Annotated in this window: 16 protein-coding genes; 11 read left to right on the plus strand and 5 right to left on the minus strand. The window is 45.6% G+C overall.

Going from position 1 to position 22,806, the window contains the following annotated elements; translation table 11 throughout:
• Window positions 1-142: 142 nt before the first annotated feature.
• The 5 genes from LU361_RS05930 (at window position 143) to LU361_RS05950 (ending at window position 10,197) form a co-directional block, all read left to right on the plus strand.
• Entirely contained in the window at window positions 143-1,003 is an 861-nt protein-coding gene (locus LU361_RS05930) for an efflux RND transporter periplasmic adaptor subunit (RefSeq protein ID WP_233087894.1), read from the plus strand.
• 42 nt (window positions 1,004-1,045) lie between these two features.
• The gene (locus LU361_RS05935) at window positions 1,046-5,023 is read left to right on the plus strand and encodes a beta strand repeat-containing protein (RefSeq protein WP_233087895.1); all 3,978 of its coding nucleotides are present in this window, start codon (window positions 1,046-1,048) and stop codon (window positions 5,021-5,023) included.
• Entirely contained in the window at window positions 5,001-7,634 is a 2,634-nt protein-coding gene (locus LU361_RS05940; RefSeq protein ID WP_233087896.1) for a response regulator, read from the plus strand. The genes LU361_RS05935 and LU361_RS05940 overlap by 23 nt, the downstream gene beginning before the upstream one ends.
• Before the next feature lie 60 nt (window positions 7,635-7,694).
• Entirely contained in the window at window positions 7,695-9,500 is a 1,806-nt protein-coding gene (locus LU361_RS05945) for a GGDEF/EAL domain-containing response regulator (RefSeq protein ID WP_233087897.1), read from the plus strand.
• A 244-nt stretch (window positions 9,501-9,744) separates the two neighbouring features.
• On the plus strand, window positions 9,745-10,197 hold the full coding sequence (locus LU361_RS05950; protein WP_233087898.1) for a c-type cytochrome: 453 nt from the start codon (window positions 9,745-9,747) through the stop codon (window positions 10,195-10,197).
• Window positions 10,198-10,273: 76 nt separating this feature from the next.
• Here the strand turns inward: LU361_RS05950 and abc-f are convergent, their stop codons facing one another.
• Window positions 10,274-12,175 carry a ribosomal protection-like ABC-F family protein gene (gene abc-f, locus LU361_RS05955; protein WP_233087899.1) on the minus strand — a complete coding sequence of 634 codons (1,902 nt, stop codon included), beginning with the start codon at window positions 12,173-12,175 and terminating at the stop codon, window positions 10,274-10,276.
• Window positions 12,176-12,324: 149 nt separating this feature from the next.
• On the opposite strand from abc-f, the gene LU361_RS05960 reads away from it, so the two are divergent.
• Window positions 12,325-12,837 carry a TIGR02444 family protein gene (locus tag LU361_RS05960; protein ID WP_233087900.1) on the plus strand — a complete coding sequence of 171 codons (513 nt, stop codon included), beginning with the start codon at window positions 12,325-12,327 and terminating at the stop codon, window positions 12,835-12,837.
• Window positions 12,838-12,975: 138 nt separating this feature from the next.
• On the opposite strand, the gene LU361_RS05965 is transcribed toward LU361_RS05960, so the two are convergent.
• Both LU361_RS05965 and LU361_RS05970 read right to left on the minus strand, forming a co-directional pair.
• Window positions 12,976-14,166, minus strand: a complete 1,191-nt coding sequence (locus tag LU361_RS05965) for a hypothetical protein (RefSeq protein ID WP_233087901.1) — start codon at window positions 14,164-14,166, stop codon at window positions 12,976-12,978.
• Between the two features lie 178 nt (window positions 14,167-14,344).
• Window positions 14,345-14,503 carry a hypothetical protein gene (locus tag LU361_RS05970; RefSeq protein ID WP_233087902.1) on the minus strand — a complete coding sequence of 53 codons (159 nt, stop codon included), beginning with the start codon at window positions 14,501-14,503 and terminating at the stop codon, window positions 14,345-14,347.
• Window positions 14,504-14,837: 334 nt separating this feature from the next.
• Between LU361_RS05970 and LU361_RS20115 the strand changes: the two genes are divergently transcribed.
• Both LU361_RS20115 and bamJ read left to right on the plus strand, forming a co-directional pair.
• Complete coding sequence (locus tag LU361_RS20115) at window positions 14,838-14,972, plus strand: hypothetical protein (protein WP_286206431.1); 135 nt, start codon at window positions 14,838-14,840, stop codon at window positions 14,970-14,972.
• A 619-nt stretch (window positions 14,973-15,591) separates the two neighbouring features.
• Window positions 15,592-16,359, plus strand: a complete 768-nt coding sequence (gene bamJ, locus LU361_RS05975; protein WP_233087903.1) for a BamJ family beta-barrel-assembly machinery protein — start codon at window positions 15,592-15,594, stop codon at window positions 16,357-16,359.
• A gap of 89 nt (window positions 16,360-16,448) precedes the next feature.
• Here bamJ and rep read toward each other — a convergent pair whose 3' ends face one another.
• On the minus strand, window positions 16,449-18,473 hold the full coding sequence (rep, locus tag LU361_RS05980) for a DNA helicase Rep (protein ID WP_233087904.1): 2,025 nt from the start codon (window positions 18,471-18,473) through the stop codon (window positions 16,449-16,451).
• Window positions 18,474-18,749: 276 nt separating this feature from the next.
• Between rep and typA the strand changes: the two genes are divergently transcribed.
• The gene (gene typA, locus LU361_RS05985) at window positions 18,750-20,558 is read left to right on the plus strand and encodes a translational GTPase TypA (protein ID WP_233087905.1); all 1,809 of its coding nucleotides are present in this window, start codon (window positions 18,750-18,752) and stop codon (window positions 20,556-20,558) included.
• 132 nt (window positions 20,559-20,690) lie between these two features.
• Here typA and ohrR read toward each other — a convergent pair whose 3' ends face one another.
• A complete protein-coding gene (ohrR, locus tag LU361_RS05990; RefSeq protein WP_233087906.1) occupies window positions 20,691-21,200 on the minus strand; it encodes a transcriptional regulator OhrR in 510 nt (169 codons plus the stop codon).
• 75 nt (window positions 21,201-21,275) lie between these two features.
• Here ohrR and LU361_RS05995 point away from each other — a divergent pair, with 75 nt between their 5' ends.
• Window positions 21,276-21,725 (plus strand): MAPEG family protein, encoded by a 450-nt coding sequence (locus LU361_RS05995; protein WP_233087907.1) that lies wholly within the window; start codon window positions 21,276-21,278, stop codon window positions 21,723-21,725.
• 246 nt (window positions 21,726-21,971) lie between these two features.
• On the plus strand, window positions 21,972-22,676 hold the full coding sequence (locus LU361_RS06000) for a hypothetical protein (RefSeq protein ID WP_233087908.1): 705 nt from the start codon (window positions 21,972-21,974) through the stop codon (window positions 22,674-22,676).
• The last annotated feature ends 130 nt before the right edge of the window (window positions 22,677-22,806 follow it).

Genomic DNA, 22,806 nt, shown 5'->3' on the forward strand with positions numbered 1-22,806 from the left:
TCACGTCTATTTAATACGATCATTTCCTCTAAAAATTCACCAGCGATGCTAACCTTAATGGTGGGAATTTTTATTCTTCAAATACTGTTGGTTTAATAATGATTAGACCTACATTTATTACCGAACACTCGAATTAAAGCTTATGGGAATTGAAAGTTCGTTAACAAAAACGATGGCCAATAACGCAGTCATTTTTTTGGCGATTATTTTTTATTGCCACAATGGGATGGCTCAAAGTCAAATTCCTCCACTCGATTGCGTTATTAACCCGTACCAAACCATCGAATTATCAAGCCCGGTTTCTGGGGTACTCAAAGAAGTTTCGGTGCAACACGCGGACTATTTGGAAAAAGGCGACGTGGTGGCTCATCTTATTTCGGATGTTGAACTGGCGTCGGTAACGCTTGCCCTAGCAAGGGCCGAGATTAATTCGGAAATTTCCGTTAACAAAGTGAACCATAAATTCGATTTACGCAGAAAAGAACGAATTGATTCTTTATACAGCAACAACAATGTTTCTTTCGACGCTAAGGATCAAGCCGATCGCGAATACCATTTATCGAAATGGCGACTCAAACAAGCACAAGATTTACAACATGTTAGAGCGTTAGAATTAGAACGTGCCAAGCAACAGCTGGAACAAAAAACCATTCGTTCCCCCATTGATGGTTTCGTGACTAAAACCTATTTAAATGTTGGTGAGTACGTCGATGATCAAGCTGTAGTTCGGCTGGCACAGCTCAATCCATTAAAAGTAAAAGTGATTGTGCCACTGCAATTTTATTCATCGATCACACCAGAGCAAATTGCCAACGTCTTTCCAGAATCAGCTCCCGATTCACCATTGAAAGCCCACGTGCTAAGTGTTGATCCCATGGCCGATGCCGCCAGTGGCACCTTTGGTATTGAACTCACTTTAGAGAATTCGGATTTTAAAATATTAGCTGGGCAAAAATGTTTGATTCATTTATCGGAAAGCGCGGTGAAATCAGTCGCAAGATAACCATTCAATATTTGTATAATTAATTTAAATTGTTGTTGCACTATGTTGAAACACTTAAAAAAACAGTGGTCGAGATTTTCGGACTCCGTACTGTCTGAATCGCACCACGGCCCATTGCAATCCGTTGAAACACGGTTGATGTTTTCGGCAGATACTGCTGTGGTATTTGATCCCGATAAATTATTAGAAGCCACTGATAAAATTGAGCTTGCCACAACCATCGAAGAAATTAATACCAAACTTACTAAAACTGCACCACCGAGCGAAGCCGACAAACCGGATTTATTGCAGCCAAGACAAGCGATTTCTGGAATAACATCAGAGCCTGCGATATTAATATCAGCAAATAGTAATCAAACAGAACTCACTGGTGAGGATGGTAGCACTGAATCTCTGACAGCCAGTGAATTAATCGCTGGTGATACTATTTCCGACGAAGCAACCGGAAACTCGTCGGCATTTCTAACCAATGTTCTCGATCTTTCGTCGTTTACCAATGGCAGCGTTGATTTAGACGCAGCACATTTTGTCAGTAACGATATCACCCTCGGCGTTGGTGCTAATGCGGTCGATCTACAAGCGGGTGATTTAATTCTATCCACGGCTACAAACCGCACATTTACCGGCACCGACGGTGGTGAGTTGTCGGTTAACCGAGACGATTTATTTATTTTTCGGCCCACCACCGCCGGAGATTTTTCCAGCGGCAGTTTTCATGAGTTACTTACAGATCTCAATTCCAGAACCGGTTTATTAGAAGCACTCGGTATTACTCTAACCGGCGGCGATACCGTATCGGCGGTGAGCCTTATTGAACAAGACGTGGTCATCGGTGGCCAAACCTTAACGACTGGAAGCTTACTGGTGGGCTTTCAACAAGACTCATCGGTTTATGTAATTACGCCGGAAAATTTCGGCACCGAAGATTCCCTCACACTGCTCACCGATTTGAATATTGACGGCACCAGCTTACCGGAAGATACAGGAATTGCTTCACTGGAATTTATCGAACAAACCGTTACTTTTGGTTCATCACAACTTACTGCTGGCACACTTGTCGTTTCATTCACTGGCACCGGAGATTTTCCTAACGGCGGCAGTAATTTAACAACCGCCACTACCGATTTAATCAGTTTTTCGTTAAGTGAATCTGGTTCGGATCTTGTCGCCAGTGTTGATTCAATTATCTTTGAAGGTGGCGATATTAATCTTACCGATTCGACCATTAATGCCTTTGGTTTTTTTACCGGCACGCTCGATTCTCAATCTGAAAACGCACCACCCATTGGGGAAATTACAATCGCTGGTAGCACTGTCGAAGGAGAAACCCTATCGGTCGATACCTCCACGCTTGCCGACGCCGATGGTTTGGGCACATTTAATTATCAATGGTTACGCAACGGAGAAGTGATAGGTAATGGTCGCGACGCGACTTATGAATTGAGCCAGCCTGATGTCGGCCAACAAATTTCGGTAGAAATTACCTACACCGATGGCAGCGGCAATGAAGAAACCATCGTTAGTGATGTCACATCAGCGGTTACCAATGTGAACAACACGCCGCAAGGCAACGTTAATATCATTGGCACTCCCACCGTTGGCCAAACCCTTGTCGCCGACATTTCACAACTTCAAGATGGAGACACACTGGGCACATTAAACTACCAGTGGTTGCGCGATGGCAATCCAATAACGGGAGCTAACAGCAACCAGTACGTTGTGATGAATTCCGATGTGGGATCAGAACTGCAATTGCAGGTTTCTTACGTTGATGGTCAAGGCACGGGCGAATCCGCCGCCAGTGCCGCGTCGCCATTGGTGTCTTCACCGTCAACGCCAGACGACACCATCGTCACGAGTTTAATGGGCAGTAATATTGAAGACTCGACCTTTTCGGTAAATTTGGATGTCACCGATTCCTCCACCAATCCATTCACACCAACGGATACCACCTACCAGTGGTTGCGCGACGGCTCGGCCATTGATGGCGCCACCCAATCAACGTACACCGCAGACGACGCCGATGTCGGCTCGCGAATTTCGGTGTACATTGAATTCACCAACAGTTCTGGAGAAACCCAAAATACCGTTTCTTCCGAATCCGAAATCATTACTGCCATTAATGATTCGCCCACGGGCACGGTTTCGGTAACCGGCAACCCAACAGAGAATGAAACGTTATTGGCCGATACATCCGCAGTTTCCGATGCGGATGGGCTCGGTGCGTTCAGTTATCAGTGGTTTCGAGATAACACATTAATTGCTGGCGCCACAGACGCTTCTTTCACGCTGTCGCAAACCGACGTTGGCACAAACATTCACGTGCAAGTTTCCTACACAGATCAGCAAGGCTTTGATGAAACACTGACATCAGCGCCAACAGCAGCCATCACCAACATTAATAATCCAGTGACTGGTGATGTCTTTATTTCTGGCAACGCTCAAGAAGACGAAACCTTATCTGCCGTTACTGCTTCTCTCACAGACACTGACGGACTCGGCACGCTCAATTACCAGTGGTTTCGCAATGGCGAAGCGATTTCTGGTGCAGTAGGGGAGCATTATCAACTCGACGACCAAGACGTGAACGCCATTGTCAGTGTTGAAGTGAATTACATGGACGCAAACGGATCAGTGGAACGTGTGTTTAGTGAAAATACCGATTCCATAACCGGTGTGAACGATTCGCCCGACGGCACAATTAACCTTGTCGGCACCGCTAACGTCGGTGAGCGTTTAAGTGCGAACACCAATCAGTTGTCGGACCCCGACGGAATTGGAACACTGACTTATCAATGGTTGAGAAACGGTATTACCATTGATAACGCCACCGAATCTGATTACACCATCACCTCGCTGGATGAAAACACCGCACTGTCGGTGCAAATCAGTTACTTGGATAATCAAGGGACACTAGAAGCTATTACGAGCGATTCGCTATTGGTTAACGCAATCGAAGAAGAACCACCAGCAACACCACCAACCGACAATACCGAACCTGACACGACAGTACCGGACACTACTGAACCAAATCCTACTGAACCAGACCCAACTGAACAGCCCATCAACAACGAGCCTCCTCCCGAAGAAGACACGCCCGTTGTTACACCAAACAACGAGGAAGACCAAAACCCAGAGCAGGAAGAAGTTGCCACGCCGGAACCGAACCCGATTATTACACCAATAAACGACCCAACCCCGGTGTCTACGCCGAGCAGTGCTGAGTCGGAACCGGTTACTGCGGTAGATTCGAACACCGGCAACGATGCTCTAGAGTCTGATACCGAAACTGCAAATACAGACGATAACGAAGGCGCAGAAATTACGGCGGCGGTTAATTCAGAAGAACAATCCAACAGCAACGACGACAACAGTAACAACACAGAATCCGATGCCATAGACACTAACACTTCGGATGAATCGCCAGCAGAAGAAGCAACAGTCACCATTGGTGCAACCACAATTTCACGCGGTTCAGTGGCAGACATCGACGGTATTTTTGATTTTCAGAATTTAAGCACTGCGCGCTTAGCCAGCTTTGCGTCGGTTCTGGGCGATTCATCGTCGCCAATTTCTAGTTTTAGCGAGCTGTTCAATGCTAACGCCCTTAAAACCGAATTAACGTCGTTTATTAGCTACCACGAAGATAATTTCCTGAACATCGATAGCGTTTTAAACTCGTTCGATCTATTAAATTATCTGAACGAATCTGAAGGAGATGAGCCGTGGACACAAGAAATACATAATTTAGAAATTAAAAGTAAAATTATTTGGGACGGCGTTGCCACATTAACGGCCGGTGTTTCTATTGGTTATACCGTTTGGATTATTCGCAGCGGTTTTATTTTATCGACCGCCTTAGGCGCCTTGCCTGCGTGGCGATTTGTTGATCCTCTGCCGGTGCTCACCGGAATCAACACCAGCCAAAACGACGACGATCAAAGTCTTGAAGCCTTGGTCAGCGACAATGCTAACCACCAGCCATCGGGAGGCACACATGCTGATAAACCGATGGCTTAAACAGTATACCGTCAGTGTTAGAATCGCATTGGGATTAGCCAGCATTGTTACGCTGTTGCTGATTACGTCTGGTTTAACCGGAATTATGCCAAAAGAGAACGAAGCCATTTGGCATTCCAGGCAAACGGTCGGAGAAATTATGGCGGCGGCCAATTCTTTGTATGTGGCCCGCTCCGAATTTCAGCGATCGGAGTCGCTGTTAGCTTATTCAGTGAAACGCGACGCCACATTATTATCGGCAGGTTTGAGAACAAAACACGGCGTATTGTTAGTTGACGTAGAAGAACACGCGGATCACTGGGTGATAGAATCTGATTCGACTGTAAAGCTTTCTGGTGAAAACCCTCGCAGCGATAATAAATCACAGTTCGCCACCATTGCTAACCAAACAGACTCCCACGGCCACAACGTTGCACAAATAACCATTCCCATACAAAAAAACAACGATCACTGGGGACAACTCGAACTCCGATTTGAGCCAGTTAATCATTCTTTTTTAGGCATTTATTTGCCGCCTTCTTACGGATTAATTATTTTTATTTCGTTTTTCAGTTTTTTACTGTTCAGCTTTTTATTACAACGGATTTTAAAAGACTTAGACCCATCCCAGGCAATTCCTGAGCGGGTGCAAAACGCGTTGGATACCATTGCCGAAGGATTATTGGTTCTCGATTCAAAACAAAATATTGTGTTAGCGAATCAAGCCTTTACTAATATGGTAAACATTCCAACAAAAGCGTTGCTCGGCAAACCTGCAACCACGTTCGACTGGCTTTCGCTCAATGGCGAGTCTATCGACAAGCAAAATTTGCCTTGGCAAAAAACGTTAACCACAGGGGAACGCTACAAAAATCAACGCTTGCATTTATTAATTGATAATAACCAAAAATATTCTTTTCAAATCAGTTGCTCTCCAGTTTTAAACACCGAAAATTCCGTTGGCGGAGTTTTGGTTAGCCTCGACGACATCACGCTTCTTGAGCAAAAAGAAATGGAGCTGCAAGCGTCTAAACGGTTAGCCGAGCAAGCCAACCAAGCCAAAAGTGATTTTCTCGCCAACATGAGCCACGAGATTCGCACCCCCATGAACGCGATTATGGGGTTCACAGAAGTTTTGCTGCGCTCCTACCAAGATTCCGGGAATGAAAAACTCGCCGACAACGCCGAGCATTACTTAAATACCATTGCCAGCTCTAGCCATCATTTATTGAATTTAATCAACGATATTTTGGATTTATCCAAAGTCGAATCCGGCAAGCTCGAATTGGAAAGTATTGAGTGCAGCATTCATTTAATGATCGCAGAAGTCATACAGGTGCTTTCGGTGAAAGCCGAAGAAAAAGGTTTACAGTTAGTTTATCAACCTCGCACACCCATGCCGCAAACGGTTGAGTCAGACCCAGCAAGGGTGCGGCAGATCATTACCAATCTGGTCGGCAACGCAATTAAATTTACCCACAAAGGCCGGGTGGTGGTTGCCAGTCACTGGCGGAAAACCGCAAAAGGTTACGCCTTAGAAATTGATGTTGAAGACTCAGGCATCGGCATGACACAGCATCAAGTTGATCATATTTTTTCGCCCTTCGTGCAAGCCGACAGTTCCATAACACGTGAATTCGGTGGCACGGGGTTAGGCTTGAGTATTAGTAAACACTTTGCCGAAGCCTTTGGTGGCAAACTCGATTGCAAAAGTATTTTGGGCGTCGGCAGTACGTTTCGATTAATTTTACCGATCAAAAAATTCCACGCCAATTTGCTGTCCATCGACGAACTTAAACAGTCGAACACACCCATCAGTGAACAAGCCGAACACTGGCAATTTGAACCCACACGAATATTAGTAGTTGATGATGGCGATGAAAACCGAGAACTACTGACTATTGTGCTCGAAGACGCAGGACTAGAAGTGGTCACCGCCTGCGACGGCATTGAGGCGTTAAAACAAGTTGCCGTCACAGAGCCAGAGGTAATTTTGTTGGATGTGCAAATGCCCAAAATGGACGGATTTACCGTGGTTAAAAAACTGCGCGCGCAGCAGTGGAACAAACCCATTATCGCGCTCACTGCTCATGCAATGGCGGGCACAGCCGATAAATGCTTAAAGGCGGGCTATACTGATTACTTATCAAAACCTATCGTTATTAATAAATTATTAAATACATTAAAAAAATACGTACCAGGTAACGCTCATAAAGCAATACCCAGCGATACAACTTCAACGACACAAACATTCGACAGTCAAACAGCCGGTCATCAAACAATCAGTAGTCAAACAACAAGAAATACAACGGCAAATGCTCCTATTTTTTCACCATTAGCCGAAGATCCCCGATTTTTCCCCATTGTGAAACGTTGGGTTGATCGCCTGGATGGGCAAATGGCAGAGCTGGATCTTTCCGTTGTCGAAAAACAGTACGAAAAAATTTCAGAAATAGCACACGCATTAAAAGGATCAGCAGGCACCGCAGGCTTTTATGAATTCAGTGATAGCGCCAATAACTTAGAACAACTCGCCGGAGAAGGCACTAACGCTCCGGCCATTGAACACGCAGTTAAGCAAATAAAAAGTCTGCGCCGCCGGATTCAGTTACCGGCCAGTGCCGACGCTTAAAACAGCAAATATTAGCCATCAAAACATGTGTAGCCGCAGCCAGGAATCTACGTTAACGCAATGACCGATCAATTCGCAAAACTGCTCAATAAAGATTTAATAGAACGAATCTACGATTCTCTGTTTTTATTGGTAGACGACGAAGCGCTGGTCACGGACTTTATTCAGTTGTACTTAGAAGACAAAGGCTTCAACAATATTATGTCGCTGACTCAATCCGAGGCAGCCATAGACACCATAAAAAACCATCCCGTTGATATCGTTCTTCTGGACCTTGTGATGCCCAAGGTGTCTGGGTTTGAAATTCTCACTCAACTGCGCAAACACTCGCAGTTTCAATATCTGCCTGTGATCGTTTTAACGTCATCAACCGACGCCCAAACAAAATTGCGCGCGCTCGAACTCGGCGCCACCGATTTTTTGGCGAAACCGGTCGACCCCAGTGAATTGGTATTGCGCGTGCGCAATTGTTTGACAGTGCGAGCGTATCAAACCCAATTAACGTATTACGATCCACTAACCTGTTTGCCAAATCGGCAGCTGTTTATTCAACGCCTTACCCACATTGTCAGCAATAACAAATCTCAATCGCTGTCTATTTTTACCATTTGCCTCGATCAGCACCGTCGGGTTCACAACACATTGGGACCGTTAATTGCCGATGAGCTGTTATCGGCGGTAGCGGAAAATTTGGCGGCAACGTGCCAGTCGGCGGATATTACCGAACGGTTGGGGATAACGGATTTAACTCGCATGCTGGCTCGGACTGCGCCGGATGAGTTTTCACTGATGCTGCCGTCGTGCGAGCCCGACTGCTGCGCCCAACTGGCGGAGAAAATTAATCGCAGCTTGTCGCACAAATACGTGGTCGATGATCACGAAATATTTGCTTGCGTATCGATCGGCATCGCTTTTTATCCCAGAGATGGGGAAAGCCCTAATCAGCTGATTAAATCGGCCAGCGCTGCTTCCGCTTACGCGCGCAAACAAGGCGGTAACCTGTACAAGTTTTATTCGGCCGACATTGATACCAATGACAAAAAGCGCCTCAGCCTAGACACCGCACTTAGGAAAGCACTGGAGAACAACGAATTCGCGCTGGTTTATCAACCCAAAGTGGATCCCAGTAACGGTAAGGTCATAGGAGCGGAAGCACTACTGCGCTGGCGCCGATTTGGTCTGAACGTATCGTCCCCAGAAGTGTTTATTTCTATGGCTGAGGAAAACGGCTTGATTGTGCCCATTGGCGAATGGGCCTTCAATCAAGCGTGCAAGCAGTTATCGATTTGGCATCACCAAGGGTTTTCGCATTTATCGATGGCAGTTAATGTTTCTGCGCCGCAATTTTATGAGCCTAATTTTTTAAACAATCTCTTAAAAGCAAAACAGACCAACAACGTTAACCTAAACAAAATCACAATAGAAATTACCGAAAGCACCTTGATGGGTGATGCTGAAACGCTGATCGAAAAGCTCAACGTGATCAAAGATTTTGGCGTAGAAATTTCGATCGATGATTTTGGCACAGGCTATTCATCATTAAGCTATCTAAAACGCTTCCCCATTGATGAATTAAAAATTGACCGCTCGTTTATTGAGGATTTACCGTCATCGGCCTCGGATTTATCCATCGTGAAAGCAATTGTCGCTATGGCCGAAAGTCTGCAATTGCGCTTGGTTGCCGAAGGGGTCGAGACGGAAGATCAACTCAATATTTTACAATCCTTAAACTGCGCCTGCGTTCAGGGTTATTACTACTCAAAACCGGTTTCCGCCGAAGACTTCACTCGCTACTTAATCCACAACCAAGCAACCCAAACAACCACCCAAGAACCAAGCGCGCCGGACGCTCGTATCAACCCGTAAATCAGCGGCGACACAATCACTCTATCGAATCAAATCCGGATTTGATGGCTGACCAATTTGGGGGAATTGTGGGGTCAACTTTCAATCGAAATGTGAAATTGTCTTAAAATAGATCAAAACTAAACGAACAAGACTATATTTTAGTCGGGCTTTATCCGATTAATTTTCACCCCTCGGAGGTTTGTGGTTATAATCCCGCCCCAATTAAAAAGTACAACCCTAAAAGTGCATGAGGGAAATCGTGATGCTAGACACAATCAAGCCGGTAGTTAGTAAGCTAATCACTGCAAAAAATGCTTTGTTCACCCTGGCAGTTGCCACTTTGTTAGGCGTATCTATCAGCCACGCAGATGAAGTTGCCGAAGGAATCAAAGAGCGTATTGCTCCTGTGGGCGAGCTTTGTATGTCAGGTGACCCTTGTGCCGCAGCGCCGGCTGCTCCAGTTGCCGCTGGTCCTCGCAGTGGTCAGGAAGTTTTTGACACCAAATGTACGACTTGCCACACCGCAGGCGTATCTGGCGCACCAAGAATTGGTAATGCTGCCGATTGGGCACCACGTATCGCACAGGGCGACAGCGCTATGTTCGACAACGCCTGGAACGGTATCAATGCAATGCCACCAAAAGGTCTTTGCCTAGATTGTTCAGAAGATGAAATTCGTGCTGCTATCGAACATATGGTCAATAACAGCAAGTAATCAATCGCCCGATTGATCTGGTTTGGCTTGAATGACAACTTCGTTCAAGCCAACACCACCTTACCGTTTATCTCTCCTAGCTTAATTCTTCCAGCGCTTCACTGACTTCCAACCACTGCTCTTCTTGAGTTTCAATATCACCGCGATACTTCGCTTGATCCTTGAGTAATTCCTGTAAAAGATCAGCGGATTCATTACCTTCATAAAGACTGGTATCAGCAAGCTTTTCTTCGATGTCAGCCAGCTTGGTTTGCAGCTTTTCGATTTCCCGTTCAAGCTTTTTCAGCTTTTGGGTTAACGGCTTTAATTGCTCACGTTTGGCCGCCGCTTTTTGTCGCTGTTCTTTTTTATCGACTTTGTCGTTGTCTGACCCACGTTGGCTCGGCGCATTGGCACTGTCGGGTTTGGCCTTTTTCGCCTCCGCCAACCAGCGCTGATAATCGCCTAAGCTGCCATCAAAAGGCTCCACTTTGCCATCGTGGACTAACAAGAATTCATCAACGGAGTTTTTTAATAGATGGCGATCATGGGAAATCACAATCACTGCACCGGCAAATTGTTGCAGGGCAACGGTTAACGCGTGACGAACTTCCAAATCCAAATGGTTGGTCGGTTCATCGAGCAACAATAGGTTGGGTTTTTGCCAAGCAATAATGGCCAACGCCAAGCGTGCTTTCTCGCCCCCAGAAAAATGTTGAATAGGCTCAAGTGCACGATCGCCGATAAAACCAAAACTGCCCAAAAAGTTGCGAATTTCTTGCTCACGCGCTTTCGGTGATATTCGCTGAATATGCAACGCACAAGACGCGTCCATATCCAACACTTCCAACTGATGCTGGTTAAAGTAGCCAATCGCGAGATGCTCACCTTCGGTGCGCCCCCCCACAAGCGGCGCTAAATCCCCGGCCAAGGATTTAATAAGCGTTGATTTACCCGCGCCGTTGGCGCCGAGCAAACCTAAGCGAGTGTCGGCATCAATGGTTAAATTGATGTTTTTCAGCAGCGTGTTATCGCCGTAACCCAAATCAACCTGGCTCAAACTTAATAAAGGAACGGAGACTTTGTCGCTGCACGGAATCGAAAAATGAAACGGAGAATCCACATGCGCCGGAGCTATGTCTTCCATGCGCTGCAATTCTTTCAAACGACTTTGCGCTTGCTTGGCTTTGGTGGCTTTAGCACGAAAGCGGCGGACAAAGTTTTCGATTTCAGCGCGGCGTTCTTGTTGTTTCTCAAAAGCTTGCTGTTGTTGCGCTAGTCGCTGGGCTTTTTGTTTTTCAAACGCGCTGTAGTTGCCGGTGTATGAGATAAGCTTTTTGGCTTCATAATTCACGACTTCGGAAACAACGTTGTCGAGGAAATCGCGGTCATGGGAAATGATTAACAGGGTGCCTTGGTAATTTTGTAACCAAGATTCCAACCATACTGTGGTATCCAAATCCAAGTGGTTGGTGGGTTCGTCCAACAGTAATAAATCGGAAGGGCTCATGAGCGCTTGGGCAAGATTCAAACGAATTCGCCAACCACCACTAAAATCGCTGACAGGGCGGTCGTAATCACTGATGAGAAAACCGAGACCATCTAATAATTTTCCCGCCTTTTGCTCTGCGGTGTAGCCGCCCAGTTCTTCAAATTGAGCGTAGAGTTTTGCAAGGGCTTCACCATCGTCTCCGCCGTTTTCGGCAATTGCCGCTTCAACAGCACGCAACGACTTATCGCCATCAATGACATAATCGCGAGCACTGCGAGCACTGGCGCCGGTCTCCTGGGCCATATGGGCAATGCGCCAATCGGATGGGATTAAGCAGTCTCCGGCGTCGACCTGTAACTCGTTGAGCAACAACTTAAATAGGCTGGATTTACCGCTGCCGTTGGCGCCAATAACACCAATTTTGTGGCCTGGGTAAATTCGTAAACTGGCTTGTTCCAGCAGGATTTTAGCCCCGCGCTGTAAACTAATTTCGTTTAAAGTAATCATGGCGGCGCATTGTACTCTTTGAAGCAACGAGGATATAGGTTCACACTCGCTGCGATGTCATTAACAATAATTCAGAAATCAATGACTCGATTATACTGGGCTATTACAGCCACTCCCACTGCTTCGCAAAAGCGTTTTTCAATACAGACATGATCAATCAAAACAGTAACGCAGTTAACCTCGACAACCCATTTTGGCAATTTTCGCTCGCGGTTTACGCAAAGCCTGAGGTACAAACGCTGGTACTCGCCATGCAAGATCAACACGGCGTGAATGTGAATATGGTTCTTTGGGCGGCTTGGTTAGATAAACAACAACTGCGTTTGCCTGAAAACCAATGGCCAGCTGTCGAACAATGGATTCAACCTTGGGTTACCAAAACCGAAGAGATTCGCTCATTAAGGCGTTATCAGAAATTGCTTGTGAAAGAATTCGAAAAAAATGATTCATCCGTTTCAGAACAAGCAAAATACTTACGCGCGAGAATTCTGAAACTGGAATTGGCCTCGGAGCAATTCCAACAAGCGTTATTATTTGGATACACAAAAAAGAGCGTCGATTCATCAACGGATAAAGCCCACGCTAATCTATTCGATTTATTGGGTAATCATTGGCAGTTGCCGCACACCTATTTCGAGCAGGCGCGATCCCTATTGATTTAGGGCCCTCTGATCAGAAGGCAGTAATAATGAGGAAGAGGTTAGAAGCAAACAACGGCGAGAAATAGAGAAATTTTGGGCAATAAAAAACGGAGCCTAGACTCCGTTTTTTATTGGTGAACCTTTGTTCAATTTAGCCCATTAACTAGAGGGCGCATCAAACAAGCTCTTTACCACGTTTTCGGATTCGGGCTGAGCTTCGGCAACACTTTCTTCTTCTGAACTTTCGCTTTCTTCTGTATCGGCAAGCTCGGCAACTGCTTCAACGGCAACTTCTTCTTCGTTTGCCGCTGTTGTTTCAACTTCGTCTGCCGGGTTAGTCGAGAAGGGGGCGACCGTTTCTGTAGAACTTTCGGTGCTTTCGGCTTCAGTTGGTACTTCCGCTTCTTCTTTTTTTTTCCCGCCTTCATCAGAAGGGTTAGGAGTAGAAAATAAAGGCGCTTGTACTGAGGTTGATTCACTGGAATCTACTTCGACCACGGCCTTTGGTTTTCTGCCCCGTTTTTTGGGAGCGGGCTTTTCAGCAGCGGCGGTGTCTTCGGTTTTTGCTGCCGCTTTAGGACGACCGCGTTTTTTCGGCGCCGCCTCAACTTGAGCTTCTGGCTCTACGACTTTTTTAGGTCGACCGCGACGCTTTGGAGCGGCATCAGCTTCTGGAGCTTCAACTTTAGTCTTAGGGCGACCGCGCTTTTTCGGCGCAGCAGGAGCATCAGCTTCTACGGCCTTGGCAGCAGCCTTTGGACGACCGCGTTTTTTCGGTGCTGGTGCTGCTTCATCTGCGGCTTTCGCAGCAGCTTTAGGGCGACCGCGACGCTTTGGCGCCGGTGCAGATTCTTCTTCAGCGGTTGCTGCAGCAGCCTTAGGGCGACCACGCTTCTTAGGCGCTGCGGCCTTGGTAGCAGTCGCTTTAGGACGGCCGCGAGTTTTAGTCGGGGCTGTGGAAAGACCTAATTTTTTAGTTTCAGCAGCAATAGCTTTTGATACCGCGGTAATTTCTTTTAATTCCGCTTTGGCATCACGAACTTTCTCTTTAAGAGTAGCGAGAACTTCTTTCGCCTCATTAAAGACGTCTTGAGCTACGCTAACTGCTTCTTTGGCTTTTTCAGCACGAGCTATTTGCGCGGCGGTTTTTGGCGCTTTAGCTGCTTTTACTTTAGCCTTGGACGCATCTAGTTTTTTCTTTGCAGAACTGACAGCTTTATTAGCTCGCTCCAACTCCTTTTCAGCATCACTGATTTTTTTCTGACGGGCTTTATTGAGATCTTCGCTGACCTTGGCAATTTGCTTTTCAAGATCCGCAATAGAAACTACGGTTTTCTTTCGGGCGGCCATGTGATTGTCCTGTAAATGAGAGTGGTGAAATTTTTAACGTAGCAAAATTATAATAACTCTGTTTTTTTAAAAAATGTATGTTTTCGAAGAAGAATAATAAAAAAAATTCAATTCTTTGACTGATACTTCACGATTAATTATCAATATACATTTAAACACAGAGAATTTTGTAGTGTATTTAAACTAAAAACGGAAAATACACCAAATCCCTTACTGGTAATTTTAACGAATTTATTCGACCGTTGCCCACCATTGGATCGATATTAGTCAATTTAACGGTTACTGCCGTTGTTTGGGTGTACCGATTTCCGGCAAATTCCTTACTCAAATTAGACATCAGCGACATCTATAGAAACCTCGAATTAACTCCGAAATAGCGCACCTTAGCTTTTTCTGATGCAATTTTGCCTTTGAAACGTAAATACGTTTAATCGAAATAACTCGACTGCCCACGAGTAATAAAAGATAGAGAATTCCCGCCAAGCCTTGATACACGTGGCTTCCAGCGCAACCACGACGGTGATGATTTATAAGTCATCGTATTCATTAATTGCCAATTCCACAGCGCTGCGGAAAATTTAGATCGCACTGAGTAATTTTGACGTTATCTACGATGCCTTCTTAAGACATTATCTAGGGCACATCGTTAAAAGAAGTATTTGGGAAATTAAATGCGTCGAAAATTTAATACAAAAAATAAGAATGTTTGTGGTATTGACGCCCAAGCGGATCACTCAAAAGCCATTCTTGCACCAACTTATTCATGCCAACATAAATGCGCATTAGCGGTAAATGCACTTAATTAATTCTTTTTGAGTATTAACGGCGGTAGCTCATTCAAATCAGCTGCACGATCCCGGTGGTAACGGATCTCAATATCAGTAAGAAATTTGTCAAAATTACACAAACCCCGTTTATTAGGGTGACATTGCCAGGCGGATTCTGACAAAAAGTTAACAATTCTAATAATCGGCGAAATATACTGACACAAAATGCAGTATAGAATTCCCGTTTTGCGTCAATCGACGATGAATATCCACGACATTTATTCGTCACCAGAACAGGCTAAAGTCACGTTCAAAAACGTGACTCTCAGAACTCGGTCGTTTGTACCAATATTTATTGACCATTTGGCGAGGCTAGCATTCGTTTGAGAATTACCAATTGACCGTATTCGACCGGTAATTTGGTAACGTATCGGATATATCGCACATTAATTTTGGATTCGGGTTGAGCAGAAACTGACATTTGTGGTCTGATAACCACCCATTCGACAAGACAATCATTACTGATTTGGTCGAATTTTGGATAAGCGTTTTTTTGACAGCGTTGGCATAAACGCCTATTACTTTTTCAAAATTAGGCATACCAATGTAAGTAATGAACCAAACGCAGCTTTCACAATTAAAAGTAAAGGTAAAAAACATGAAGTTAAAATTATTAGCCAGCGTTGTAGCCAGCTCGGCTTTGTTGATGGCTTGTGCTGGTGACAAGCCAGTTAAAGAAGAAGAAAAAGCACCGTTTGCTCTTGAAACATTTGAGCAAAAAGTCAGTTACGTCGTTGGCTTAAACATTGGTCGCCAATTTGAAAGCGACGAAATCCAGTTGGATATGGCTGCATTGGTTCAAGCACTTGAAGACTCGCAATCGGAATCTGATCCGAAAATGACCGACGATGAGATGCGTGTAACCATGGAAGAACTGCGCGAAAAAATGACCGCACGACTTCAAGCACAACAAGCTGAAGCCGCCGAAGCTGCGCGCGTTGCAGCCGAAGCAAACGCTAAAGAAGGCGAAGAATTCTTAGCGGCAAACAGTGAAAAAGAAGGCATCACCACCACCGAAAGTGGTCTTCAGTACAAAGTTGTTACCGAAGGTACTGGCGCAAAACCTGGCCCAACCGACAAGGTTACCGTTCACTACCGCGGTACTTTAATTGATGGCAGCGAATTCGACAGCTCATACGGTCGCGGTTCTCCAGCAACCTTTGGTGTTAACCAGGTGATCTCTGGTTGGACTGAAGCACTTCAATTGATGTCTGAAGGCTCAAAATGGGAATTGTACATCCCATCAGATCTAGCCTACGGCCCAGGCGGCACTGGCGGCTTGATTGGTCCAAACGCTACGTTGATTTTCGAAGTTGAATTGCTCAACATCGGTGACGCACCAGAAGAAGAATCTTCAGAAGGTTAATCGTTACCGCATAAAAAACGCCCGCATTTGCGGGCGTTTTTTATTAATCGACAGAAATAATTAACCTGCTTTATAGAACTCTTTGTTCATTAATTAGGATCATCATCAAACATTGCCATTAAATTACTGAGCGTTTCTTGGCCTTTTTTCTGATTGTTTTCTGGCGTGCTTTGACCAAATCCTTCGCGCTCAACATCGCCTTCCGGTAATTCAGCTAAAAATCGACTTTCGCTGGTTTCAATCACTTCACCGTATTGTTTGCGTTTGTTGGCCAGTAATAGAGTTAAGCTTCTCTGCGCCCGAGTAATTCCCACATACGCCAGACGTCGCTCTTCTTCGATATTTTCGTCCTCAATGCTGTTGCGGTGAGGCAAAATCTCTTCTTCAAGACCCACAATAAAGACGTGGGGAAATTCCAAACCTTTAGAAGCGTGCAGCGTCAGCATTTGTACTTGATCCAGAGTTTCTTCTTCCTCTTGGCGATCCAATAAATCCATCAACACCAATTTGCTGATGGCGTCTTTTAAGGAACTGGGTTCTCGGGCTGGGTCTTCTGGATTTAACATTTTACCGATGGAGTCCAACAGGTAATACACGTTTTCCATTCGACGCTCCGCCACTTTACTGGAGCTGGCGTTTTGATGAAGCCAGGCTTCGTAATCGATATCGTCGACCATTTCACGAATGGCAGGCATGGCTTCGTCGGTTTCAGAACGCTCACTGATTTTTAAAATCCAGTGGCAAAACCGCTTAACTCTTTCCAAAGGCTTTTCAGGAATGTGCGACTGCAGACCCAATTCATCGCAAGCGGTGAACAAGCTGATTTCGCGCTCCGTAGCGTAGCGGCCCAACGCCTCTAAGGTGCTGGTTCCGATTTGTCGGCGCGGCGTATTAATAATGCGCAAAAAGGCGTTGTCGTCATCGGGATTGATCACCAAGCGCAAATACGCCATCACGTCTTTAATTTCGGTGCGAGCAAAAAACGAGGTGCCGCCGCTCATCGCGTAGGGAATTTGGTGATGCTGTAATTTTAATTCTACGAGCCGCGCTTGATGGTTACTTCGATACAACACGGCAAAATCGTGGAATTTCGCTTGCCGCTGAAGCTTTTGCGCCACAATTTCGTTGGCGACGCGTTCGGCTTCGGCCTCTTCGTTGGAACACTGAATAATCCGAATCGGTTCACCAATGGATTTATCGCTCCACAGCGTTTTCTCGAATTCGTGGGGATTGTTGGCAATTAGGTGGTTCGCGGTTTTCAGAATTCGTTGAGTCGAGCGGTAATTTTGCTCCAGCTTGATCACCTCTAAGCTCGGAAAATCAACTTTTAATTGACTCATATTTTCCGGTCGAGCCCCGCGCCAAGCGTAAATTGACTGGTCATCATCGCCCACTACCGTGAGCGAACCGCGATCGCCAATCAATTGCTTAACCAATAAATACTGAGCGTTATTGGTGTCCTGATATTCGTCGACGAGCAGATAGCGAATTTTTTTCTGCCAGTGGGCGAGGACATCGGCATTTTCGGCAAACAACTGCACCGGCACCAAAATTAAGTCGTCGAAATCAACCGCATTGTAGGCGCGCAACGCCTGATTGTAGCGTTCGTAAACAATGGCCATGCGCTGTTCACCTTCGCTCTCGGCCTTGCTTAATGCTGTTCCAGGTACGACTTGGTCATTTTTCCAATTCGAAATCTGGTGCTGAGTTAAATCCAAAAGATCGGTATCGAGATCGCCATCTTTTAGCATTAATTCTTTTAGCAGTGCGCGTGCATCTTCACTGTCGAAGATGGAAAACCCTGGCTTAAAGCCAAGTGCACGGTATTCGCGGCGAATGATGTTCAACCCCAGGTTGTGAAACGTCGAAACCGTCAAACCTTTTGCCGCGCTGCCTTTTACCAATTTGGTCGCACGTTCCTTCATTTCGCGCGCGGCTTTGTTGGTAAAGGTCAAAGCGGCAATATTGCGCGCAGCAATTTGGCACTCTTCTATTAAATAGGCGATTTTTCGGGTAATCACACTGGTCTTACCACTACCAGCACCGGCTAATACCAAACAAGGTCCATCAATATAATGAACGGCTTGTTTCTGCCTTGGGTTGAGTTGTGTCACTTGCCACCTATTGGGTTATACCTGAACAACGAAGGTCATCGTTAAAAAAGGGCGTCATTCTACCTTGCTCGCCACTGAGCAAGAAGTGGGTAACGCAGAGACTTGCCAATGAATCATTCAACAATACAACACTAGAACCAGGCCGTTTTCTGCCTCATGCCGTTCACAGAAGTACAAGTATTGAAATAAAAACACCCTATTCTCAAAACCCCCTATGTTATGAACACGACACTGGGTATAATCGCGCCCAAATTTTGCCCACCTAGAGATTTCCCTGTGATTGAGAAGTTAAGAAATATCGCAATTATTGCTCACGTTGACCATGGTAAAACCACCTTAGTCGACAAATTGTTAAGCCAATCCGGCACCCTCGACCGTAAAGACGTGGGCGCCGAGCGCATCATGGACTCCAACGATCAGGAGAAAGAGCGCGGTATTACTATCTTGGCGAAAAACACGGCCATCGAATGGAACGATTACCGAATTAACATTGTAGACACCCCAGGGCACGCCGACTTCGGCGGCGAAGTGGAGCGTGTTCTTTCTATGGTTGATTGCGTTTGTTTATTGGTTGACGCCGTTGACGGCCCAATGCCACAAACGCGCTTTGTAACTTCTAAAGCGTTCGAACAAGGCTTAAAGCCGATCGTAGTTATCAACAAAATCGACCGCCCAGGTGCACGCCCTGATTGGGTAATGGATCAGGTATTTGATTTGTTCGACGCTCTTGGCGCTACCGAAGAGCAATTGGATTTCCCAGTGATATACGCATCAGCTCTAAACGGGATTGCCGGTTTAGACCCTGATGACATGGCCGAAGACATGACGCCATTGTACGAAATGATCGCTGAAAAAGTTCCTGCGCCACAGGTTGACCCAGAAGCACCATTCCAAATGCAAGTATCTGCATTGGCGTACGACAGCTACGTTGGTGTTATCGGTGTTGGCCGTATTACTCGCGGAACACTGTCGCCAAACCAACAAGTAGTTGTTAAGTCGGCTGACGGTAAAGAGCGCAAAGGTAAAGTACTTAATGTGAAAGGCTACTTGGGTCTTGAGCAAGTCGAAACCGAACTTGCCTCAGCGGGTGATATCGTTTGTATCAATGGTATTGACGGTCTCAGCATTTCTGACACCTTGTGCGACCCAGAATGCATTGAAGCGCTTCCAGCGTTGAGCGTGGATGAGCCTACCGTAAGCATGACCTTTATCGTAAACGATTCACCGTTTGCAGGCCTTGAAGGTAAGTTCGTAACCACACGAAACATTAAAGATCGACTCGATCAAGAACTGATTCACAATGTGGCTCTACGTGTTACTCCTGGCGATAGCCCAGACAAATTCGTTGTCTCTGGCCGCGGCGAATTGCACTTGTCTGTTTTGATTGAAACCATGCGTCGTGAAGGCTTTGAGTTCGGCGTTTCTCGTCCAGAAGTGGTTCAAAAAGAAATCGACGGTGAAATTCAAGAACCTTACGAGCAAGTTGTTATTGATGTTGTCGATGAACATCAAGGTTCAATCATGGAAGAGCTGGGTCTACGTAAAGGTGAACTCACCAACATGGAACCCGATGGCAAAGGCCGCACCCGACTTGAATTCATCGTGCCATCTCGTGGCTTGATCGGTTTTAGAGGACAATTCCTCACCATGACCTCAGGCTCCGGCATCATGACCAGTATCTTCGATCACTATGGTCCGGTAAAAGAAGGCGACGTTGCTAAGCGTCAAAACGGTGTATTGGTCAGCATGCTGAAAGGTAAAACTGCGGCTTATTCCTTGTTTAACTTGCAAAGCCGTGGGCGCTTGTTCCTTGGCCACGCTGTGGACGTTTACGAAGGACAAGTCATCGGCATCCACTCTCGTTCAAACGATTTGGCAGTTAACCCCATTAAAGGTAAGCAGTTAACCAACGTTCGCGCCTCCGGTACCGACGAAGCGTTAACCTTAACGCCGCCAATCAAGCACACTCTTGAGCAGGCGCTTGAATTCATCGAAGACGACGAATTAGTCGAAGTAACGCCAGAGAGCATTCGTATTCGTAAGAAGCTATTGACCGAAAACGAACGTAAGCGCGCGAAAAAATAATTGCACGTAATCTGCGTCACACCATAAAAAACGGGCTCATTCGCAGCCCGTTTTTTTCAGCCTATTTTTCTCTGCCCGTTTTTCTCTCCCCATTGTTCATAGGCACACCCAAATCTAGACACGCCCAAATCTTTATTTTGACTCTATTACCTTCAATAGATCGTCCGCCAACGCCTTCAACTGTTTAGCATCTTCATAAGAAAAACTGATTCGGCAGGCGAGCTGTTCGGGAATTGCTTTCGCTTGTTGGTACAGTTCTTCACCTTTTGAAGAAAGCGTAATTTCACGCACTCTTTCATCCGTTGTTGATCGCCGACGAACAACCAGCGCTTTTTCTTCCAAGCGTTTAAGCAACGGCGTTAATGTCCCGGAATCGAGACGCAGAAAATGACCCACCTGCTTAACGTTCAACGTTTTGTGCTCCCACAACACAATCATCACCATGTATTGCAAGTAGGTTAAATTCAGCGCATCGAGAAGCGGGCGATAAGCGCGTATCAACGCATTGCTGGCACTGTAAAGAGAAAAACAGACTTGGTTTTCTAGTTTGAGATCGGGCACTTGAAGACTCTGGATAACAGTAATAGTTAGTAAGGACCCGCCAACGGACCTTGGTACATCCATCATTGTATTAAATTCCATAAAACATTGCGCGCAACCTAAAACAATTATATTGTGCACAATATAATTGCTAACAATCTATTTATAGGATGATTTATGTTATCGACTTCTGAATTCGGACAAGTGATGGTCTCTAACTACAGTGGCTCTCTTTACGCATTGACCGCATTGCTGGTGATGGCGTTTGTACAAAGCCTGGTTGCCATGATTGCTCACCGCAAACAATCGCAGTACATACCCGGTATTGTCGGCGCCGAGCTTGGGCAAGAGTCTTTTGTGTTTCGAAGCAACCGAACGTTTTTAAACTCGCTTGAGAATCTGCCGTTGATGGTGTTTCCAGCGTTGATAGCCATGCTCGTTGGAATGGACGCGAACTGGCTTAGCGGATTGCTTTGGGTGTACGTCATTGCTCGATTGATCCACATGGTTCTTTATTATGTAATAGCAACCGAGGCCAACCCCAGCCCGCGCAGTTATTTTTTCGCCATCGGCTTGCTGTGCAATTTAATTCTCTTGATTATTCTAGGCATGCACTTGGTGGGCTAATCACCAATGCTTGCCAAATGCTTTCAAAACTGACGACGACACTCAGGCAAGTTTTGTTATTTTCACGACTTGCCTGAGCCGTTCACGCTTGGAAGCAATAGGAATCAGAATATGATCAATACAAAATTCCGTCACAACTTTCAGCCAAACCACCATTTATTGTTGATCTTTAATCAATGCCTACAAGTAAAGGCTGGTATAATTCTCTGCGTTCAATAGCAGAGACAGAAACCCGTTAATATTTTTATGATCGAGTCTTTATTCAAAAAAATAAACACGCTCGCTCACCGGCTGACGATAACCAGTCGCCGTGTCTTCTGCCTGATTTTTATGGGTATTTTCACTTTCCTCACCGCTTGCGAAAATTTTCCAGCGCTCCAACCACAGTACCAACCCCAAGCACAAAGCTTTGCCATGCGTTATAAAAAGTATTCGCCTTCCGGTGAATCTTTGGATGATTCGTTTATTGATGAAGGTTTGCAGCTGTTGTTTCCCGCCATTCCCGGCGGAATTTTTGGCAATCCATCGTCGACGGTTCTCGATTATATTGAAGTAAAAGAGCACTCATTTACCTTAAGCTTGCCCGCCAACATTAATGAAATTGCCCAACCTTTTGCCAGCGACGAATTAACGGTTTCCCCAAAAAATTTAGAAATTGTACGCGTTGAAACTTTTCACTCGGTGCCAAACGGACCGATTGGAAAAGGAGCGTTCAAAAATACTGAGTCCGGTAATTTACTGATTCTGGTGTATTTTTCAAAATCGGCAAAAATCACCGGCGAATTAAGTAATAACGGCGACGTTTACGTTCACGACATTTCCATCAAGCGCCCAGGCTGGCATTGGATTGAAATCAGCCGCGAAGACAGCGCTTTTATTTTGAAAAAATACGAAGGCTCTGACAACGCCATTGAACTTGCCTTATTTGTGCAAAACATTTTGAATCTTTAAATTGCTTTTCCAGCGTATAAAAATAATTGAATTACTTTTAATAACGTAATCAGCTGAAAAATATTTTTTATATCACTTCTCTTAAATTCATAAAATTAAGTTGCTAATCAGTCGCCTTTTTGTTGTCGGA

The sequence above is a fragment of the Sessilibacter corallicola genome (assembly GCF_021290925.1).
Classification (GTDB): domain Bacteria; phylum Pseudomonadota; class Gammaproteobacteria; order Pseudomonadales; family Cellvibrionaceae; genus Sessilibacter; species Sessilibacter corallicola.

Bases quoted from the DNA above. Each gene is read 5' to 3' on its own strand.
- LU361_RS05945 (WP_233087897.1), top strand. From the start codon at position 7,695: ATGACCGATCAATTCGCAAAACTGCTCAATAAAGATTTAATAGAACGA.
- LU361_RS20115 (WP_286206431.1), top strand. From the start codon at position 14,838: ATGCGTCGAAAATTTAATACAAAAAATAAGAATGTTTGTGGTATTGAC.
- LU361_RS05950 (WP_233087898.1), top strand. From the start codon at position 9,745: ATGCTAGACACAATCAAGCCGGTAGTTAGTAAGCTAATCACTGCAAAA.
- LU361_RS05940 (WP_233087896.1), top strand. From the start codon at position 5,001: ATGCTGATAAACCGATGGCTTAAACAGTATACCGTCAGTGTTAGAATC.
- abc-f (WP_233087899.1), bottom strand. From the start codon at position 12,175: ATGATTACTTTAAACGAAATTAGTTTACAGCGCGGGGCTAAAATCCTG.
- LU361_RS05995 (WP_233087907.1), top strand. From the start codon at position 21,276: ATGTTATCGACTTCTGAATTCGGACAAGTGATGGTCTCTAACTACAGT.
- LU361_RS05970 (WP_233087902.1), bottom strand. From the start codon at position 14,503: ATGTCTAATTTGAGTAAGGAATTTGCCGGAAATCGGTACACCCAAACA.
- bamJ (WP_233087903.1), top strand. From the start codon at position 15,592: ATGAAGTTAAAATTATTAGCCAGCGTTGTAGCCAGCTCGGCTTTGTTG.
- LU361_RS05930 (WP_233087894.1), top strand. From the start codon at position 143: ATGGGAATTGAAAGTTCGTTAACAAAAACGATGGCCAATAACGCAGTC.
- LU361_RS05935 (WP_233087895.1), top strand. From the start codon at position 1,046: ATGTTGAAACACTTAAAAAAACAGTGGTCGAGATTTTCGGACTCCGTA.
- LU361_RS06000 (WP_233087908.1), top strand. From the start codon at position 21,972: ATGATCGAGTCTTTATTCAAAAAAATAAACACGCTCGCTCACCGGCTG.
- LU361_RS05965 (WP_233087901.1), bottom strand. From the start codon at position 14,166: ATGGCCGCCCGAAAGAAAACCGTAGTTTCTATTGCGGATCTTGAAAAG.
- LU361_RS05960 (WP_233087900.1), top strand. From the start codon at position 12,325: ATGATCAATCAAAACAGTAACGCAGTTAACCTCGACAACCCATTTTGG.
- ohrR (WP_233087906.1), bottom strand. From the start codon at position 21,200: ATGGAATTTAATACAATGATGGATGTACCAAGGTCCGTTGGCGGGTCC.